The sequence below is a fragment of the Novosphingobium subterraneum genome, from assembly GCF_000807925.1.
Classification (GTDB): domain Bacteria; phylum Pseudomonadota; class Alphaproteobacteria; order Sphingomonadales; family Sphingomonadaceae; genus Novosphingobium; species Novosphingobium subterraneum.
In genome coordinates this window covers 1-15,628 of sequence record NZ_JRVC01000039.1, presented here as the reverse complement: position 1 = coordinate 15,628, position 15,628 = coordinate 1, and the positions used below count along the sequence as shown (strand labels likewise).

The following is a 15,628-nucleotide window of genomic DNA, read 5'->3' as shown; positions in this document are numbered from 1 at the left end:
GCCACCGCCGAACGGGCCACCACTGAACGGGCCGCCACCGGGGGGACCATCTTCGCCGAAGGGTCCGCCCTTTCCGAACGGGCCGCCGAACCGACCACCCATCATTGCCATCATCGCGACGGCATGCCGACCGCGTCCATGGCGGCCTTTTTCGAATCTCATGTATTCATATCCTTTCATGATGCGTCTAAGATATATCTTAAATGTATTCTGACAAGTGCCCCGTGCAATTTTTCTGCGCGCACCTTATCTCGGCGGAAATGGCCGACCTCTTCGCCCCGCCTCCACAGGACCGCCCGCCGCCCGAAGCCAGCGCCGAAGCGCCGCTGGCCGATCGCCTGCGCCCGCGCGAGCTTGCGGAAATCATCGGGCAAGACCACCTGACCGGTCCGGACGGCGCGATCGGGCGCATGGTCGCGGCGGGCAAGTTGACCTCGATGATTCTGTGGGGCCCGCCCGGCACCGGCAAGACCAGCATCGCGCGCCTGCTCGCCGAAGCGGTGGGCATGCGCTATGTCGCGATCAGTGCCGTGTTTTCAGGGGTCGCCGATCTCAAGAAGGCCTTTGCCGAAGCAGAAGCAATGGCACTGGCCGGCCGACGGACGCTGTTGTTTGTGGACGAAATTCACCGCTTCAACCGCGCGCAACAGGACGGTTTCCTCCCGTTCGTGGAAAACGGCACGGTAACGCTGGTCGGCGCGACGACCGAAAACCCCAGTTTCGCGCTGAACGCGGCGCTGCTGTCGCGGGCGCAGGTGCTGATCCTGCATCGGCTTGATGCCGCTGCGCTGGGTACGCTGCTGGACCGGGCCGAAGACATCACCGGCCTGCGCCTGCCGCTTACCCCGCCCGCCCGGGAAGCACTGGTCGCGTCCGCCGATGGCGACGGACGCTTCCTGCTGAATCAGGCGGAAATGCTGTTTGACGTATCGCTGCCGGCACCGCTCGATCCCGAGGGCCTGGGCAAGTTCCTCATGCGGCGCGTGGCGGTCTACGACAAGGACCGCGAAGGGCATTACAACCTCATCTCGGCCCTGCACAAGGCGGTGCGCGGCTCCGACCCGCAGGCCGCGCTCTATTACATGGCGCGCATGCTGGTGGCGGGCGAAGAGCCGCTTTACGTCCTGCGACGGCTGGTGCGCATGGCGGTGGAAGACATCGGCATGGCCGATCCGCAAGCGCTGGTGCAATGTCTTGCTGCCAAGGACGCGTACGAGTTCCTCGGCAGTCCGGAAGGCGAACTGGCGATCGTACAGGCCCTTCTCTACATTGCCACCGCACCCAAATCGAACGCGGCCTACATGGCGCACAAGGCGGCCTGGAAATCGGCCCGCGATACAGGATCGCTGATGCCGCCATCGAACATCCTCAACGCGCCGACCAAGCTGATGAAGGACATCGGCTACGGCAAGGGCTACCAGTACGACCACGACGCCGAGGACGGTTTTTCCGGCGCGAACTACTGGCCAGAAGGCATGGCACCGCAGACCTACTACGCCCCGGTCGAACGCGGGTTCGAACGCGAGGTGGCAAAACGCCTCGAATGGTGGGAGCGCAAGCGCCGCGAGCGCCAGGGCGAATGACAGCTGGCAGTCATGGGAACCGCTTCGGTCATTTCATTGCGATAGACTGGTCTGGCGCAGCAGGAGAGCGGCACAAGGGCATCGCGCTTGCCATGGCGACACGCGGCAATGCTGCTCCCAGGAGCATCCGCCCCGGCCATCGCTGGTCGCGCAACGAGGTGCTGGACTATCTGCGCAACGAATTGCCGGACGATGCGCTTGTCGGCATGGACCTCGGCATCTCGCTGCCATTTGCGGATCACGGCGCATTCTTTCCCGGGTGGCGGGATACGCCAGCCAGTGCCCGCGAGCTTTGGGCGCTGATTGACGGGATTTGTGGGGACGAACCGCATTTCGGCGTCTCGGCCCTGGTCGATCACCCTGACTTGTGCGCCTTCTTCCGCCGTCACGGTGGCCGCGAAGGCGCTCTGTTCGGTGGCGGCCAGGGGAGGTTCCGGGCTACCGAGGCCGCCCAGCGCAGGATGGGTTGCAAGCCTTATTCGAATTTCAATCTCGTCGGCGCGGCGCAAGTCGGCAAGTCCAGCCTATCGGGGATGCGACTCCTCCACCGTCTGGCCAACCGGGCGAGCGTGTGGCCGGTGGATGGCCTGCCGGACGAGGGCCCGGTCATCTGCGAAATCTACACCACGATCGCGGCGATGGCGGCCGGACGGACGGCCTCGCGATCGAAGATGCGCTCGGCCTTGGAACTCGACGAAGCTCTCGCGGCTCTGGGCTCGCCTCCTTCCGGGCTTGCGGGTCCGCTCGACGACCATACCTGCGACGCACTGGTAACGGCTGCATGGCTGCGCACCGCCGCCCACGATCCCCGCCTGTGGCACCCCCGCGAACTTTCAGACGAAATTGCGCGCACCGAGGGCTGGACGTTTGGGGCCGTCTAAGGCTAGGGAGCGCTACGCGCACCGCGCAACGCCGGCTTAGCTCAGTTGGTAGAGCACCTGATTTGTAATCAGGGGGCCACGGGTTCGAATCCTGTAGCCGGCACCATTGCCTGCAGCGCTGTGAAGGTCAGGTGTCGTTGTCGGCAATTCGCGCAAGCAATCGCTCGAGACGCTGGACCTGTTCCGTCTGTAGCGCCCTTATCTCCTGATAGATCTCAGCCAGTTCAGGGGAATCGACGGCTGTTGCAAGGTCGGAAAGGGTCACGTCATGATCGTCGCTGACGCGGAAAGCCGTGCGCAGATGCGCGGCAATCTCGCGCAGGCGCTGATCGCTGGGACCTGACCGAACCCCACCATGCATGGCTCCTTCTACCATGGTTGCCTGAAAATACGAAGAATTCGATCGATGCCGCGCGGCGCGGCCTTGGCACGGTTCGGCTCGTCGCAAGGCAGCGGTGGTGCGACGCGTGCCGACCTGGTGCAGATTATGCACGACAGGCAGGCTTCAATCTGGTATTAAATGAAACCAGTTTTGCATAACCACCGCTTTCGCGCGGGTGAATCGGAGATATCCTTGAGCCAGTCCCCAAGTTCGACCGACCTGTTCGAAAACCCGTTGGGCCTCGATGGCTTCGAGTTCATCGAATTTTCCGCCCCCGAGGCCGGGAGCCTCGAACCGGTGTTCCGGCGAATGGGCTTCACCCATATCGCCAACCACCGCTCGAAAGCCGTGCAACTGTGGCGCCAGGGCGGCATCAATCTCATCGCCAACTACGAGCCGCGCAGTCCCGCCGCGTATTTCGCCGCCGAACACGGGCCGTCCGCCTGCGGCATGGGCTGGCGCGTGCGCAACGCGGCCAGGGCCTATGCCACCGCGATCGAACGTGGGGCAGAGCCGGTCGAAGTGCGCACCGGTCCGATGGAACTGCGCCTGCCGGCCATCCGGGGCATCGGCGGTTCGATCATCTACCTGATCGACCGATACGAGGGCGGCGCGTTCGGCGATCTTTCAATCTATGACATCGACTTCGAATACCTGCCGGAGGTGGACCGTCACCCCGTGGGAGCGGGTTTCCATACGATCGATCATCTCACCCACAACGTCTACGGCGGGCGCATGGCCCACTGGGCGGCGTTTTACGAGCGCGTGTTCGGCTTCCGCGAGATCCGCTATTTCGACATCAAGGGCGAATATACCGGCCTCACCAGCCGCGCGATGACTGCGCCGGACGGGAAGATCCGCATTCCCCTGAACGAGGAGGCAAAGGCCGGTGGCGGGCAGATCGAGGAATTCCTGCGCGCCTACAATGGCGAGGGCATCCAGCACATCGCCTTTGCCTGTGATGACCTGATCGGCGGCTGGGACAAGCTCAGGGCCACCGGCACACCGTTCATGTCGCCCCCGCCCGACACCTACTACGAGATGCTGGACGAACGCCTGCCCGGCCATGGCGAGCCGGTGGACGAACTGAAGCGCCGCGGCATCCTGCTCGATGGCTCGACCGAAAAGGGCGATCCGCGCCTGCTGCTGCAGATCTTCTCGGAAACCCAGATCGGCCCGGTGTTTTTCGAGTTCATCCAGCGCAAGAAGGACGAGGGCTTCGGCGAAGGCAACTTCACCGCGCTGTTCCAGTCCATGGAGCGCGATCAGATGCGCCGTGGCGTCCTCCAGGTCGAGGAGACGGCAGAATGATCCCGCAGATCAAGCGCATCCACCATGTCGCCTATCGCTGCCGCGACGCGAAGGAAACGGTCGACTGGTACGAGCGCGTGATGGGCATGCGCTACACCACCGCATTCGCCGAGGACAAGGTGCCCTCCACCGGCGAAGACGACCCCTACATGCACGTCTTCCTCGACTGCGGGGGCGGCAACGTGCTGGCTTTCTTCGAACTGCCGAACCAGCCCGAAATGGGCAAGGATCCCAATACGCCCGCTTGGGTCCAGCACATCGCCTTCGAGGTGGAGGACGAGGCAGCCCTGCAGGCAGCCAAGGCTCATCTCGAGGCGGAAGGCGTGGACGTGCTGGGGCCGACCTACCATGGCATCTTCCGCTCGATCTATTTCTTCGATCCCAACGGCCACCGGCTCGAGCTGGCCTGCAACATCGGCACGGCAGAGCAATATGCCGAACTGGCCGATCTTGCACCGGTGATGCTTGAGGAATGGAGCCAGACCAAGCGCGCCCCACGCCATGCCGAATGGCTGCACAAGGACCCGGCAACGGCCTGACCAAAGGAACAGGGACGCGCCCTCCTTCGCTGTTCAACGGCGGAATTTGCCGTTAGAACAGTTTCTTCATCGCGGGGGAGTTGCGTGTGACCAAGATCGTCGTCAACGGAAAGCAGCGCGAGGTTAAGGCTTCGCCCGATACGCCTCTGCTCTATGTCCTTCGCAACGAACTGGACGTGATGGGCGTGAAGTTCGGCTGCGGCCTTGCGCAATGCGGGGCTTGCTCGATCCTGCTTGGCGACGAAGAGGTGCGCGCCTGCGTGACGCCGGTTTCGGCGGTGGAAGGCAAGCCGGTCACCACGGTTGACGGCCTGCCCGCGCGCTGGGCCGAGAAAAAGGGCCTCGCGCCCGACCCTCAGCGGCTGCACCCGGTCCAGCAGGCGTGGGTGGACGAACAGGTGCCGCAGTGCGGGATCTGCCAGTTCGGCATGATGATCAAGGTTACCGAACTTCTCGAGGCGAACCCCAAGCCGACCGACGCGGATATCCGCGAGGCGCTGACCAATTCCGGCCCCTCCCCGCACTTGTGCCGCTGCGGCAGCTATGCCGCGATCCTCGAAGGCGCGCACCGTGCGGCCAAGCTGATGGCCGAGGGAGGCGCAGCATGAGCGCAGCCCTCGACATCCACGGCGCCCGACTTTCCCGCCGCGCCTTCATCGGCACCGGGGGAGCGCTCGCCGTCGCGGTCAGCCTGCCGGTCAAGGCTTCGCCAACCGCCGCCCCGGCCTCGCTCGACGCAACCACGGCTGCCAGCTGGATCGAGCTCAACGCGGATGGAACGGTCACGATCCGCACCGGCAAATGCGATTTCGGCCAGAGCAGCGTCAACACCGCCTATCGCCAGATCGTCGCCGAGGAACTGTGCGTCCCGCTCTCGGCGATGACCACGGTGATCACCGGCGACACCGACCGCACGCCCGATGGCGGCGGCACGTTCTGGTTGCTTGGCTATGTCCAGAACCTGCGCAAGGTTGCCGCCTACATGCGCGAGGCGGCGCTTGAACTCGCCGCGGGCAAGCTTGGGGTCGACCGCAAGGCGTTGAGCGTGAAGGACGGCGTCATCTCCGGCGGCGGCAAGGCGATAAGCTATGCCGATCTCGTGAAAGGACAGGACCTCAAGCTGACGATCCCGGTAGAAGGCGAACTGACCAGCCCGATGGGCCTGACGGTCAAGGGCGAGCCGCCGCTGAAACCGGTGTCCGAATACACGATCATTGGCAAGCCATCGGCCAACCCCATGACCCGCCCCAAGGTTTCAGGCGAAGCGGTCTGGGTCGGCGACGTCAAGTTGCCGGGCATGCTCCACGCCCGCACCATCCACCCCGCAACGCTGGGTTCGAAGCTGGTCAAGGCCGGGAAGCTGGACGGAGCGCAGTTTCCGGGCGCGCGACTGGTGACGATCGGCAACCTCCTTGCCGTGGTTTCACCTGACGAGTGGGAGGCGGTACAGGCTGCTCAGGCTGTTGCCGCCGAGACGCAGTGGAGCGATTGGCGGGGCCTGCCCGGCCACGAAGGCCTGGCAGACCATTTGCGGTCGAAGGCCGACTGGACCGTCTTCCCGTCACGCGATGGCGCGTCCAACAAGGGTGAGCCCGAAAAGGTGCCCGCTGCGCGGGAGCACAAGGCATCGTACTTCCTGCCTTACCACAAGCACGCCCCGATCGGCCCGATGGTCACATTGGCCGACTACCGCCCCGATGGCTCGGTCACCCTGCACACTCTCAGCCAGAACCCCCAGCATCTACGCCACATGATCGCCAGGATGCTCGGCGTGGGCGAGGACAAGGTGGTAGTGCGCACCTATCCAGGGTCGGGCCACTATGGCCGCTCCAATGGTGGCAGCGCAGGGAGCGAGGACGAAGCCGTGCTTCTCTCGCGCGAACTTGGCCGGCCGGTGCGTGTGCAGTGGATGCGCGCCGACGAGATGCAGTGGACCACGCAATCCTCGTGCGCGCTGGCGGATATCGCCATCAAGCTCGACAAGGACGGGCGCATTGCAGGCTATGCAGCCGAACACCGCGTGCCGCCGATGCAGGATGATCGCCTGGTCGGTGCGCTGCTTGCCGGCCTGCCGGTGATCGATGCCCCTGCGGCCGTTACCAAGGATCCGTTCCAGAACGGCATCAATGAGATGCAGGATACCTGGGTCTACGGCAACGGCCCCGCCGTGCACGAAAAGGCGATGAGCACCTGGCAGATCGGCGAGAAGGAATCGCCGATCGCAGTGGGCCTGCGGGACCATTCGATGCGCACGCCGATCCAGTTCCAGCAGAACTTCCCGCGTGAAGTGGCAATGAGCGAAGCGGCCATGCTGGCGGGCAAGGACGCGCTGCAATTCCGCCTCGATCACGTTACCGACCCGCGTTTCAAGGCGATCATCGAGAAGCTGCGCACCGAGTCCGCGTGGGACAGCCGCCCCTCACCCGCCCCCGGCGCCCGCGCCAGCGGAAAAGGCGTGGTCAAGGGCCGCGGCATGTCGATCATGCTGCGCGACAACGGCTACTGGGCCTGCGCGGCGCACGTCGCGGTCATGCCGGAGAGCGGTGAAGTCAAGGTCGAACGGATGACCATGGTCGCCGATGTCGGCATCGTCATCAATCCGCTGCAGTTGCGCCGCCAGATTCAGGCTGGCTGCCTGATGGGCGTGAGCCAGGCGCTGCATGAGGAAGTCAGCTTCGACCGAGGCGCGATCACCGCGGCCGACTGGGCCAGCTACCCGATCCTGACCATGGCCGAAGCGCCCGAGATCAAGGTGGTGTTCGAAACCAACCTTGCTGCGGGCAACTATGGCCAAGGTTCGGAAAGCGCCAACGCCCTGGCCGCCCCGGCCATTGCCGCAGCCGTCCTTGACGCCACCGGCAAACCCGTGCGCCGCCTGCCGCTCCGACCGGCATACGTCAAAGCGGCGCTGGCCTGAGTCCTAGAGCGAGTTCCTTCGCGCGATCGAGCCCAGCATTTCGGCGCTGGGCTTGGCCGTGCGCTTGAACGTCTCGCGGTCGAACGAATGCAGCCCGAAGCGGTGGTGGTAGCCGAAGCCCCATTCGAAGTTGTCGATCAGCGACCAGTGGAAATAGCCGCGCACCGGTACGCCATCGTCCATTGTCCGCTTCAATTCGGCAAGCGCGGCCGGGATCAGCCACTGGCGCAAGGCATCGTCGTCGGAATTGACGCCGTGCTCGGTGACGTAGACCGGTAGCTTGGTAACCTCGTAGGCATACCGCACCGCACCAGCCAGAGAGCCCGGCCAGACCTCGATCCCGCCGGCATTGCGGCGCGCATCGGCAGGTGCGGGTAGCGGACCTTTGGCATTCCACACCTTGCGCTCATAGTTCTGCACGCCAATGAAATCGCAGGTCTCACGCGCCAGGCGCAGCCACTCATTGTAGTAGCGCTCGCGGATCTGATCGCGCATGGAATTCTTGCCGACCGCCTGATCGTCGAGGATTGCCAGGCTCACGCCCACCGGAAGGTCAGGCCGCACCGCCTTGATCGCAGCAACGCCGCGACGATGCCCTTCCATCATGTTGGCGCGGTAGGTCTTCGGGTCCTTGATGTAGAGCGAGACGCCCGGCGTATAGAGCGGCACGCCAAGCTGCTTTGCGGCGGCTTCCTGCGTCGCCTTGTCACCGGCAAGCAGCTGTGGCGGCAGGATTTCGCCGATCACACCTGCGAGGTTCGGCTCGTTGAGCGTGGTGGCGAGTTCGATGCCCGCAGCCAGATGCCGCGCGGAGCGATCGCAGAAGCGGGCGAACAGCGCTGGCGATTCCGGATTGTGCCATCCGCCCTTGGCAGCGAACCAGCGCGGGGTGGTAAAGTGGTTGAAGGTGACGACCGGCTTGAGGCCCCGCGCGCGGCACCCTTCGATCATCGCCTTGTAATGATCGAGCATGGCGTTGGAGAAATGTCCCTCGTCGGGCTCGATCCGCGCCCATTCCAGGCTGAAGCGATAGGAATTGAGGCCCATGCCCTTCACCAGATCGAGATCGACCGGCCAGAGTTCGAAGCTGTTTGCGGCATCGCCCGACCGTTCGGCAAAGATCGTGCCGGGGACGTTCTCGATCACCCACAGGTCGGCGTTGAGATTGTTGCCCTCGATCTGGTGAGCAGCAGTTGCAGCGCCCCACAGGAACCCTTCGGGAAACCTCGGATCAATTGGCTTCATCTTGGCACCCCGCGCGAGCGCACTACCGCTGACCGCGGCGGAAGCGCCGAGGGCCACGGCCGAAGCCATCAAGCTGCGACGATCGATCATCTCACTTCTTCTCCGTTGCCAGCAGGCCCTGCGTGCGCATCCAGCGATACATCAACTCAAGCCACCCTTCCGCAGGAGAGCCAGCGGGTCCGGCCCCGAAACCGTGGCCACCCAATGAAAAAAGATGGAACTCGATCGACTTGCCAGCAGCGCGATAACTGTCGAGCAGCGGCAGGCCCTTTTCGCGCGCCAGCAGAAAATCATCGGCGGCAATGGCCACGAAAATCGGCGGCGCATCGGCAGGGACAGTCATGGCAGCCATGTTGGGATAGATCGGCGCGGCAAAGTCGGGCCGATCTGCGCCACCCTTCTCCACCACGCTGCGCGTCAGGAAGCCCCCTGCCGAAAAGCCCATGAAGCCGACGCGCTTGGGGTCGATACCGAAGGTGGCGGCATTGGCGCGTACGTGACGCAGGGCAGCGATGCCATCCGCCAGCGCTTCGGCGGGCGTGTCGGCCGGAGGAGCAAAGGCGGCCTTTTGTCCAGCGATCATCTTGTCCAGTTCGGCCACGAAGATCTTCTGGTCAGCCGGTGTCGGCAGGGTGCGATACTTCAGCACGAACGCGGTCACGCCGTGATTGGCGAACCAGCGCGCCACTTCCCACCCTTCCTTGTCCATCTCGAGGCCGAGGAACGCCCCGCCAGGAGCAATGATCACCGAAGCGGGCGACGGCTTGCCGACGGGCTGGAACACGGTGAGCGTCGGCCGGGTGACGTTGCGCACGGCATAGCGCCCAAGGTCGCTGGGATGCCAGACCTCGCGGTCCACCTTCCCGGCTGTGGGCAGGGTGAAGGTGTTCGGCTGGGCGGGTGCGGCGACCGTCTCGGTTGAAATGCCGCTCTGCGCATCCACGGATGCGCTCGCAAGGAGCGCGAGGCTCAGGCCAAGAATCGAATGCCGAAGTGCGGCCATGATCATCCAGTTCATCCTTCTCGACAGGTGCCGGTCCGCTCTTCGACGGATGCGACAGAAGCAAAGGCCGCCACCCGAAGGCGGCGGCCCCTCTTGCATCAGAAGTTGATGCCTGCCCGCACGCCGACGGTGCGGACCGATTCAAAGCTGAAGCGCTGGTTCAGCGTCAGCACTGGCGGAGCAACACCAACCGGGTTGGCATCGCCACCGTCCGAACCGACCGAGATCGGACGGATCTCGTTCGTGCAGTTCTTGCAGAACAGGCTGATGGTCCAGTTGTCTGCCTTCACGCCGGCACGCAGGTCGATCGTATCCCAGGTCGGGATCGTGAACGGTGCGCCGATACCGGCAGATTGCGGCGAGCGGTGGTAGTAGCCGACGCCGAACTGTGCTTCGAGGCCTTCCGAGATCGGCGCAGCATATTCAGCACCAAGCGTCGCGGTGAACTTGGACGACAGCGGCAGCTGGTAGCCCTTGGCGTTGAACGTGCCGACGAAGCCGGGCAGCGACGAGTTGATGTCGGCCTTGCAGCCGCCGGTCGTCTGCGTCGGGTAGCACTGCGCGCCCGGGTAGTCGTCGAACGTCGCATCAGCATACGACGCCGAACCTGACAGGGTCAGGCCTTCGAAGGGCCGTGCCTGGAACGAGAAGTCGATGCCCTTGGTCGTTGCCGTGGCCGCGTTGCCCAGCACGAAGGTGCGGAGCGCCTGCACGAAGGCCTGAACCTGCAGGTCATAGAACTTCGTGTAGAAGCCTGAAACGCTGAAGGTCAGCGCGCCGTCGAGAGCCTTGCCCTTGATGCCGAGTTCACCACCGCGCGAGATTTCCGGACGTACGGCGAGATCGGCATTCGGCGCGGGTGCCGTGTTCGAGAAGCCCGGTCCCTTGAAGCCTTCGCCGTAGAAGCCGTAGACCATCAGGTCCGGCGTCGCCTGCCAGTCGAAGCCCAGCTTGTAGCTGAGATCGGTGGCGTCGGTGCTCTGGTCGGTGACGTTCTTCTTCACGCCAAGCGTGACGAAGTAGTTTCCGAAGTTCTCGCGCAAGTTGATCTGCGCCTTTTCGTAGGTCAGTCGCGCACCAGCGGTCAGCTTGAGGGTGTCGGTCAGCTGGTAGCCGAGCTGGCCGAACGCAGCATAGCTGTCGTTCTGCAGGCGATACTGGAAGTCCTGGCCGAGGAACGAGCGGTTGTTCACGCCACAAGCGGGCGGCGGCCCTTGCGTGACAGTGGCACCGATGCAGAACGGGAAGCCGACCGCGACAAAGTCTGGCACGCCGTTGTTGCCACCACGGTAGCCGGAACTGTTGCCGACCGAGCGGTAGTAGTAGAGCCCGAACTGACCCGACAGGGCATTGCCGCTCGGGAGGGCCAGACGCAGTTCCTGCGAGTACTGGTCGTACTTCTGATTGGCACCGTTGAAGCTGAAAAAGTTGAACGGCGTCTGGTCGGAATCGAACTGGAAATCGACCTTGGCCTGCTTCCACGCGGTGATGCTGCTCAGCTCCATGCCGTTGCCGAGGCGCAGGTTGATGTTGGCCTGAAGGCCGCCGGTATCGCTGTCACGGAAATTCGGCGCTTCAGCCGCGAAGTTCAGGTTGTCCGTACCTGCGACAAGGCCACGCGCAGGGTACTGGCTGCCGGGGCCGAACTGGCGGAAGGTGATGTCATAGCGGCCAGTGATGCCGCGCTGCCGGTTGTAGTCGCCAATCACGTAGACCGAGAGGTTGTCGGTCGGCTCGAACAGCAGCTTTGCACGCAGGCCAAGGTTCTCGAGGCCCAGATCGTTGCGGACTGCCGGATTGACCTTGGGGACGGTGATCGGGTCCTGGTCGCTGTAGATGGCGTTGAGGCGCAGCGCCGCCTTGTCACCCAGCGGAGCGTTGACCGTCGAGCGGATCTGGTACCCCGTGCCATCGTCGCCCGGGCGCGCGCGCTGCACCAGTTCGCCATCGGCGGTGAATGACAGTTCGCCGAGCTTGGGCTTGTTGGTGGTGATGTTGACCAGACCGGCCGAAGCATTCTTGCCGAACAGGAGGCCCTGCGGCCCGTTGAGGACTTCGACGCGAGCAACGTCGTAGAAGGCATTGGCGGCATATTCACGGTTGCCGAGAACGACATCGTCGATGACCTGCGAGACGCTGGCCTCGACAGTGTTCGAGAACGTTGCCGTACCGACACCCCGTACCGAGAAGGTATTGTCCTGCGCGACCTGAAGGCTCGGTGCGAGCTTGGTCACGGCGGTAAGATCATTGGCGCCGCGCTGGATCAGCTGCTCCGAGCCGACCACGGTCACGCTGACCGGGACCTTGAGCACGTTCTCGCTGCGACGCTGGGCAGTAACGATGATTTCGCCGGGTGCCGAGGCTTCGTCCGCTGCCGACTGGTCGGCAGCCTGGGCGAATGCGGGTACAGACGAGAACAGCGCGATGGCTGCAATTGATGCCGACTGCACGAGCCGGGTCTTCCTGCTGATGTTCACGGATTATCCTCCCTCTGAACGATTATGCGGAAATGTGCTGGTGCCCACCGGTCCGCACCGCCGGCGCTCCACCCCGGAGGTTCGGCCCTTCAGGGGAGGATGATCGTCGCGTGGCGTTCGTTGCGGACGATGGCGGGTTGAAATTCTGGCGGAAAATAGGGGTGGCGATATCGGATCGCGCTGCCCACGAGATGAACCCCGCGCGTCAGGCCGCCCTCCTTGGGAACGACCACGGTGAAGTAGTCGCCAACGTAAAGACGGGTCTGCGTCGCTTCGTTCAGTTCATCCCGGGTATATTCCTTGTCGCCGAGACGAAACAGGTTGCCCTCGGCAGGATAGACGACGCCGTCGACGGTAATGTCCACGCCCTCGATCAGGCTCAGGCGCGAGGAGCGGTAGTTGGCCTGGCGGATGCGGACCTCGAACCCGGTGCGCGCACCTTCAGGCCCCACGTTGCGGAAGCCGGTGCTCTGGATATGGCTGCGCTCAAGCATTGGCCGCCTCCATGCTCGCGGCGTCATATTCTTCTTCGAGCTTGCGGATCAGTGCGTGCTGGCGGCGCACCTGCTCGATCGCCACCCAAGGGTCGCGCTTACCCTCGTACTCGCTCGACAGATAACCGGCGTAGCCGAGCTTCTTGAGCATCGGCACGATGCGCTCCCACGGGATCTGGTGGTCATGCAGCGTCTCGTCGATGTTGTGGAACTTCGCCTGGATGAACGGCACGTACTGGATCACGTCGGCCAGATGCTCGACCGGCGTGTTGATGCCATTGAGGAAGCTCAGCGCGCCCTTCTTGATCTCGTCGGTGATGCCGCCGCCCCAGTGATCGATAGGGCGATCCTGAAAGATGCCGGTGTCGATCATCAGGCCGAAGTTCTTCGTGCCGGTGCGCTCGATGAACTTCACATAGGCGTCGGTAACGGGATGACGGATCGGCGTGGGCGAATGGATCTCGGGCAGGATCACCAGGTCCAGCTCGTGCGCAAGATCGAGATTCCGGTCGACCGCACCTTCCCAGATTGGGTCCGGCGTCAGGTCATGGTCGATCACGCCGAACTTGGGCCGGATGAACTTGAAGCCCAGCTTGTGCGCCAGACGCAGGTCTTGCGCGATCTGCGCCGCGCCCTCTTCGACGCTCATGTTGCGGTCCAGCTGGATGCGCGTGTCGACCCAGCAAGCAAAATTGGTCGGCTCGAGCCGAAAGCGCTCAAGCTTGGCAAACCAGTCGTCGATCCACGCAACGGGCGGCTCAGGATAGAGCGGCACGCTCGTCTCGCCAAGGATCTCGATGCCGGTCGAGCCGGTGTCGGCAACATGATCGAACGCATCGTCCAGCGTCATCACCGTGCCGAAGTCATCAGTGTAGCTGTACAGCGATACGCCATACTTGAAGCTGCTCACGCTAACCTCTCCTGTTGCGGCGGCGTCCGGATTGACGCTATTGATCACCGCTTATTTGAGCGCCTATTAATCGATGATCAATACGAGGGCAAGGGGGGCGCAAGAGGGTGCGCAAGCGGCTTGCGCATTGGCGTCAAACCAAGCAAAGCTGCAGGAATGACGGGGAACGCAGCGATACGGGAACGGCGGGGCAAGCCTTCGCACCGCGATGATCTACGCAGCGAGCTGCTCGCAGCGGCCTGCGCGTTCGTCGCGCGCGAAGGTCATGAAGGGTTGTCGATTCGAAAGCTGGCTGAGGAGATCGGCGTGTCCCCCGGGGCGCCGTATCACCATTTTCCCGATCGACGGGCGCTGCTCGTTGCGGTGGCCCTCGAAGGGTATCGCCAACTTTTCGCCGAAACCGAAAAAGCGGTCGCAGATGCGCCAGAGGAAGTGCTTTTCGCCAACCTTCTTCACTTCATCCGGTTTGCTGCTGCAAATCCAAACATGTTCACGCTGATGTACGAAAGCGAACTGGTCCGCCCACAGCTAGCGCCCGAGCTTGCCCCTGAACAGGAAGTGGGCTTCCAGATGTTGCGACGTGAAGTCTCGCGCGCCACGGGGCACTTGTCCGAGCGTGAGCGCAGCCTGCGCATCGCCACGATCTGGAGCGCGATCTTCGGGTTTGCGCTTCAGACCAACCGAGCGATGCTGCGCGCACATCCGCTGGAACCAATGCCGGACGAACTCGCACCCGAGATCGTCCGGCAGGCACTCAGGCTGATGGCCTGATGGTCAGGAAAACGGCTGGCTCAGCGCGCAAGTCCGTGCTTCAGGTTGCGCATCTGGTCATGGCCTTCGCGCACTGAGCCCCAGGCCTCGTTGACGGCCTGCCTCGCAATAGCCGAGAGATCCGCATTGTTCATCGCGGTCTCGAACTTTTCCTTCAGATAGTCTTCGCCACGTTCGACCTCGTTGATGATAGCCTTGTCGTCGCGGCCCATGACTGCCGACTTCAGATCGACAAACGCGCGATGGATCGCCCCCATGGTCGAACTGTCGTCCTCGGGATTCCCGCCCAGCTGGCCAACTGCAGCCTGCAGTTTAGTTACCACCGACTGCCGTTCGCGGGCACGGTCAAGGAAGATGCGGCGATATTGCTCGTTGTCGACATCTTCGGCTGATGTCTGGTAGCCCTCGACGCTGTCCAGCAATGTCGCAATCAGCGTGTTGAGTACGGTGACATCGCCATCCGGATCGCCGCCAGTCACACTCGCCCCGTTCATGCTTGCCCCGTTCGTGCTTGCCGTCGTGCCGAATGTCGGGTTGTTCGAATCCATGATTAATCTCCGGTTGAGGGTGTCCCCCCTTAAACGGTCGGAAGCCGTCGGCGGGTCCGGGCCAATTCGCTGCCGTGGCAACGGCATCCCCCACGCAGCGGGCGTTCTGTCGATTTACCAAGCCGATCGGTGGCGTCGCCCCAGGCGGGAGACGATGAACGATGCTGCGTCGCCTCGCCTTGCCCCGGCCAAGCACTGTGGATGAGCTGTCCGATGGCGTGGATGGTTGCAAATCGGAGATTCGCAAGTTTGCGGAATTGCATTTGACAGGCCAAGCCGTGGAATGCACGGAGGCTGCGCGGAAGGCCGCTCACGGCCCTGATCTGTCCGGGAAACCCGTGCTTGCGGTATCTCCTGACCGGCCTGCGGGCTGCTGATACAGGGTTGAGAGCGCGCTGTGGCGAACTTTGCACCAGTGAACAGGGCGGCAAGCTTCATGCTTCCTGCGTACTGGTGGTCGATATGGCGCTCGGCGCCAAGGAGATGTTGAATGAACGTCCATGAGTACCAGGCGAAGGAACTGCTTGCGAAGTTTGGTGTCGGCATTCCGGCTGGGATTGCGGCGCT

General features: G+C 63.5%; 14 protein-coding genes and 1 tRNA gene. 8 read left to right on the top strand and 7 right to left on the bottom strand.

What is annotated here, in order from left to right; all coding sequences use genetic code 11:
- Positions 1 to 260: 260 nt before the first annotated feature.
- From NJ75_RS22770 to NJ75_RS22760, 3 genes are all read left to right on the top strand, one after another.
- Entirely contained in the window at positions 261 to 1,583 is a 1,323-nt protein-coding gene (locus NJ75_RS22770) for a replication-associated recombination protein A (protein ID WP_039338647.1), read from the top strand.
- Positions 1,580 to 2,464, top strand: a complete 885-nt coding sequence (locus NJ75_RS22765; RefSeq protein ID WP_039338641.1) for a hypothetical protein — start codon at positions 1,580 to 1,582, stop codon at positions 2,462 to 2,464. The genes NJ75_RS22770 and NJ75_RS22765 overlap by 4 nt, the downstream gene beginning before the upstream one ends.
- Before the next feature lie 30 nt (positions 2,465 to 2,494).
- A tRNA-Thr gene (locus NJ75_RS22760) sits at positions 2,495 to 2,570 on the top strand.
- Positions 2,571 to 2,591: 21 nt separating this feature from the next.
- On the opposite strand, the gene NJ75_RS22755 is transcribed toward NJ75_RS22760, so the two are convergent.
- Complete coding sequence (locus NJ75_RS22755) at positions 2,592 to 2,840, bottom strand: hypothetical protein (RefSeq protein WP_156451977.1); 249 nt, start codon at positions 2,838 to 2,840, stop codon at positions 2,592 to 2,594.
- A 198-nt stretch (positions 2,841 to 3,038) separates the two neighbouring features.
- On the opposite strand from NJ75_RS22755, the gene hppD reads away from it, so the two are divergent.
- From hppD to NJ75_RS22735, 4 genes are all read left to right on the top strand, one after another.
- Positions 3,039 to 4,157, top strand: coding sequence for a 4-hydroxyphenylpyruvate dioxygenase (gene hppD / locus NJ75_RS22750; RefSeq protein ID WP_039338639.1), 1,119 nt, complete (start codon positions 3,039 to 3,041; stop codon positions 4,155 to 4,157).
- Positions 4,154 to 4,696: a VOC family protein gene (locus NJ75_RS22745; RefSeq protein ID WP_039338638.1), complete on the top strand. Its 543-nt coding sequence runs from the start codon at positions 4,154 to 4,156 to the stop codon at positions 4,694 to 4,696. The genes hppD and NJ75_RS22745 overlap by 4 nt, the downstream gene beginning before the upstream one ends.
- Positions 4,697 to 4,782: 86 nt before the next feature.
- A complete protein-coding gene (locus NJ75_RS22740; RefSeq protein ID WP_039338637.1) occupies positions 4,783 to 5,304 on the top strand; it encodes a (2Fe-2S)-binding protein in 522 nt (173 codons plus the stop codon).
- On the top strand, positions 5,301 to 7,613 hold the full coding sequence (locus NJ75_RS22735; RefSeq protein ID WP_039338636.1) for a xanthine dehydrogenase family protein molybdopterin-binding subunit: 2,313 nt from the start codon (positions 5,301 to 5,303) through the stop codon (positions 7,611 to 7,613). The genes NJ75_RS22740 and NJ75_RS22735 overlap by 4 nt, the downstream gene beginning before the upstream one ends.
- Before the next feature lie 3 nt (positions 7,614 to 7,616).
- On the opposite strand, the gene NJ75_RS22730 is transcribed toward NJ75_RS22735, so the two are convergent.
- From NJ75_RS22730 to NJ75_RS22710, 5 genes are all read right to left on the bottom strand, one after another.
- The gene (locus NJ75_RS22730; protein ID WP_039338634.1) at positions 7,617 to 8,948 is read right to left on the bottom strand and encodes a glycoside hydrolase family 1 protein; all 1,332 of its coding nucleotides are present in this window, start codon (positions 8,946 to 8,948) and stop codon (positions 7,617 to 7,619) included.
- Between the two features lies 1 nt (position 8,949).
- A complete protein-coding gene (locus NJ75_RS22725; RefSeq protein ID WP_236727237.1) occupies positions 8,950 to 9,876 on the bottom strand; it encodes an alpha/beta hydrolase in 927 nt (308 codons plus the stop codon).
- 83 nt (positions 9,877 to 9,959) lie between these two features.
- Complete coding sequence (locus NJ75_RS22720) at positions 9,960 to 12,338, bottom strand: TonB-dependent receptor (RefSeq protein ID WP_082013560.1); 2,379 nt, start codon at positions 12,336 to 12,338, stop codon at positions 9,960 to 9,962.
- A gap of 89 nt (positions 12,339 to 12,427) precedes the next feature.
- Positions 12,428 to 12,832 (bottom strand): C-glycoside deglycosidase beta subunit domain-containing protein, encoded by a 405-nt coding sequence (locus NJ75_RS22715; RefSeq protein WP_039338632.1) that lies wholly within the window; start codon positions 12,830 to 12,832, stop codon positions 12,428 to 12,430.
- Positions 12,825 to 13,742 carry a sugar phosphate isomerase/epimerase family protein gene (locus NJ75_RS22710; RefSeq protein WP_039338644.1) on the bottom strand — a complete coding sequence of 306 codons (918 nt, stop codon included), beginning with the start codon at positions 13,740 to 13,742 and terminating at the stop codon, positions 12,825 to 12,827. Before NJ75_RS22710 ends, NJ75_RS22715 begins: the two co-directional genes overlap by 8 nt.
- Here NJ75_RS22710 and NJ75_RS22705 point away from each other — a divergent pair.
- Positions 13,656 to 14,513: a TetR/AcrR family transcriptional regulator gene (locus NJ75_RS22705; RefSeq protein WP_236727236.1), complete on the top strand. Its 858-nt coding sequence runs from the start codon at positions 13,656 to 13,658 to the stop codon at positions 14,511 to 14,513. The two genes, NJ75_RS22710 and NJ75_RS22705, sit on opposite strands and share 87 nt — an antisense overlap.
- 20 nt (positions 14,514 to 14,533) lie before the next feature.
- On the opposite strand, the gene NJ75_RS22700 is transcribed toward NJ75_RS22705, so the two are convergent.
- Entirely contained in the window at positions 14,534 to 15,061 is a 528-nt protein-coding gene (locus NJ75_RS22700) for a ferritin-like domain-containing protein (RefSeq protein WP_169745771.1), read from the bottom strand.
- Positions 15,062 to 15,628: the final 567 nt, after the last annotated feature.

Excerpts from the sequence above, each read along its gene's own strand:
- NJ75_RS22770 (WP_039338647.1), top strand. The coding sequence starts at position 261 with ATGGCCGACCTCTTCGCCCCGCCTCCACAGGACCGCCCGCCGCCCGAA.
- NJ75_RS22705 (WP_236727236.1), top strand. The coding sequence starts at position 13,656 with ATGATCGAACGCATCGTCCAGCGTCATCACCGTGCCGAAGTCATCAGT.
- NJ75_RS22715 (WP_039338632.1), bottom strand. The coding sequence starts at position 12,832 with ATGCTTGAGCGCAGCCATATCCAGAGCACCGGCTTCCGCAACGTGGGG.
- NJ75_RS22725 (WP_236727237.1), bottom strand. The coding sequence starts at position 9,876 with ATGAACTGGATGATCATGGCCGCACTTCGGCATTCGATTCTTGGCCTG.
- NJ75_RS22745 (WP_039338638.1), top strand. The coding sequence starts at position 4,154 with ATGATCCCGCAGATCAAGCGCATCCACCATGTCGCCTATCGCTGCCGC.
- NJ75_RS22735 (WP_039338636.1), top strand. The coding sequence starts at position 5,301 with ATGAGCGCAGCCCTCGACATCCACGGCGCCCGACTTTCCCGCCGCGCC.
- NJ75_RS22755 (WP_156451977.1), bottom strand. The coding sequence starts at position 2,840 with ATGGTAGAAGGAGCCATGCATGGTGGGGTTCGGTCAGGTCCCAGCGAT.
- NJ75_RS22700 (WP_169745771.1), bottom strand. The coding sequence starts at position 15,061 with ATGGATTCGAACAACCCGACATTCGGCACGACGGCAAGCACGAACGGG.
- NJ75_RS22730 (WP_039338634.1), bottom strand. The coding sequence starts at position 8,948 with ATGATCGATCGTCGCAGCTTGATGGCTTCGGCCGTGGCCCTCGGCGCT.
- NJ75_RS22765 (WP_039338641.1), top strand. The coding sequence starts at position 1,580 with ATGACAGCTGGCAGTCATGGGAACCGCTTCGGTCATTTCATTGCGATA.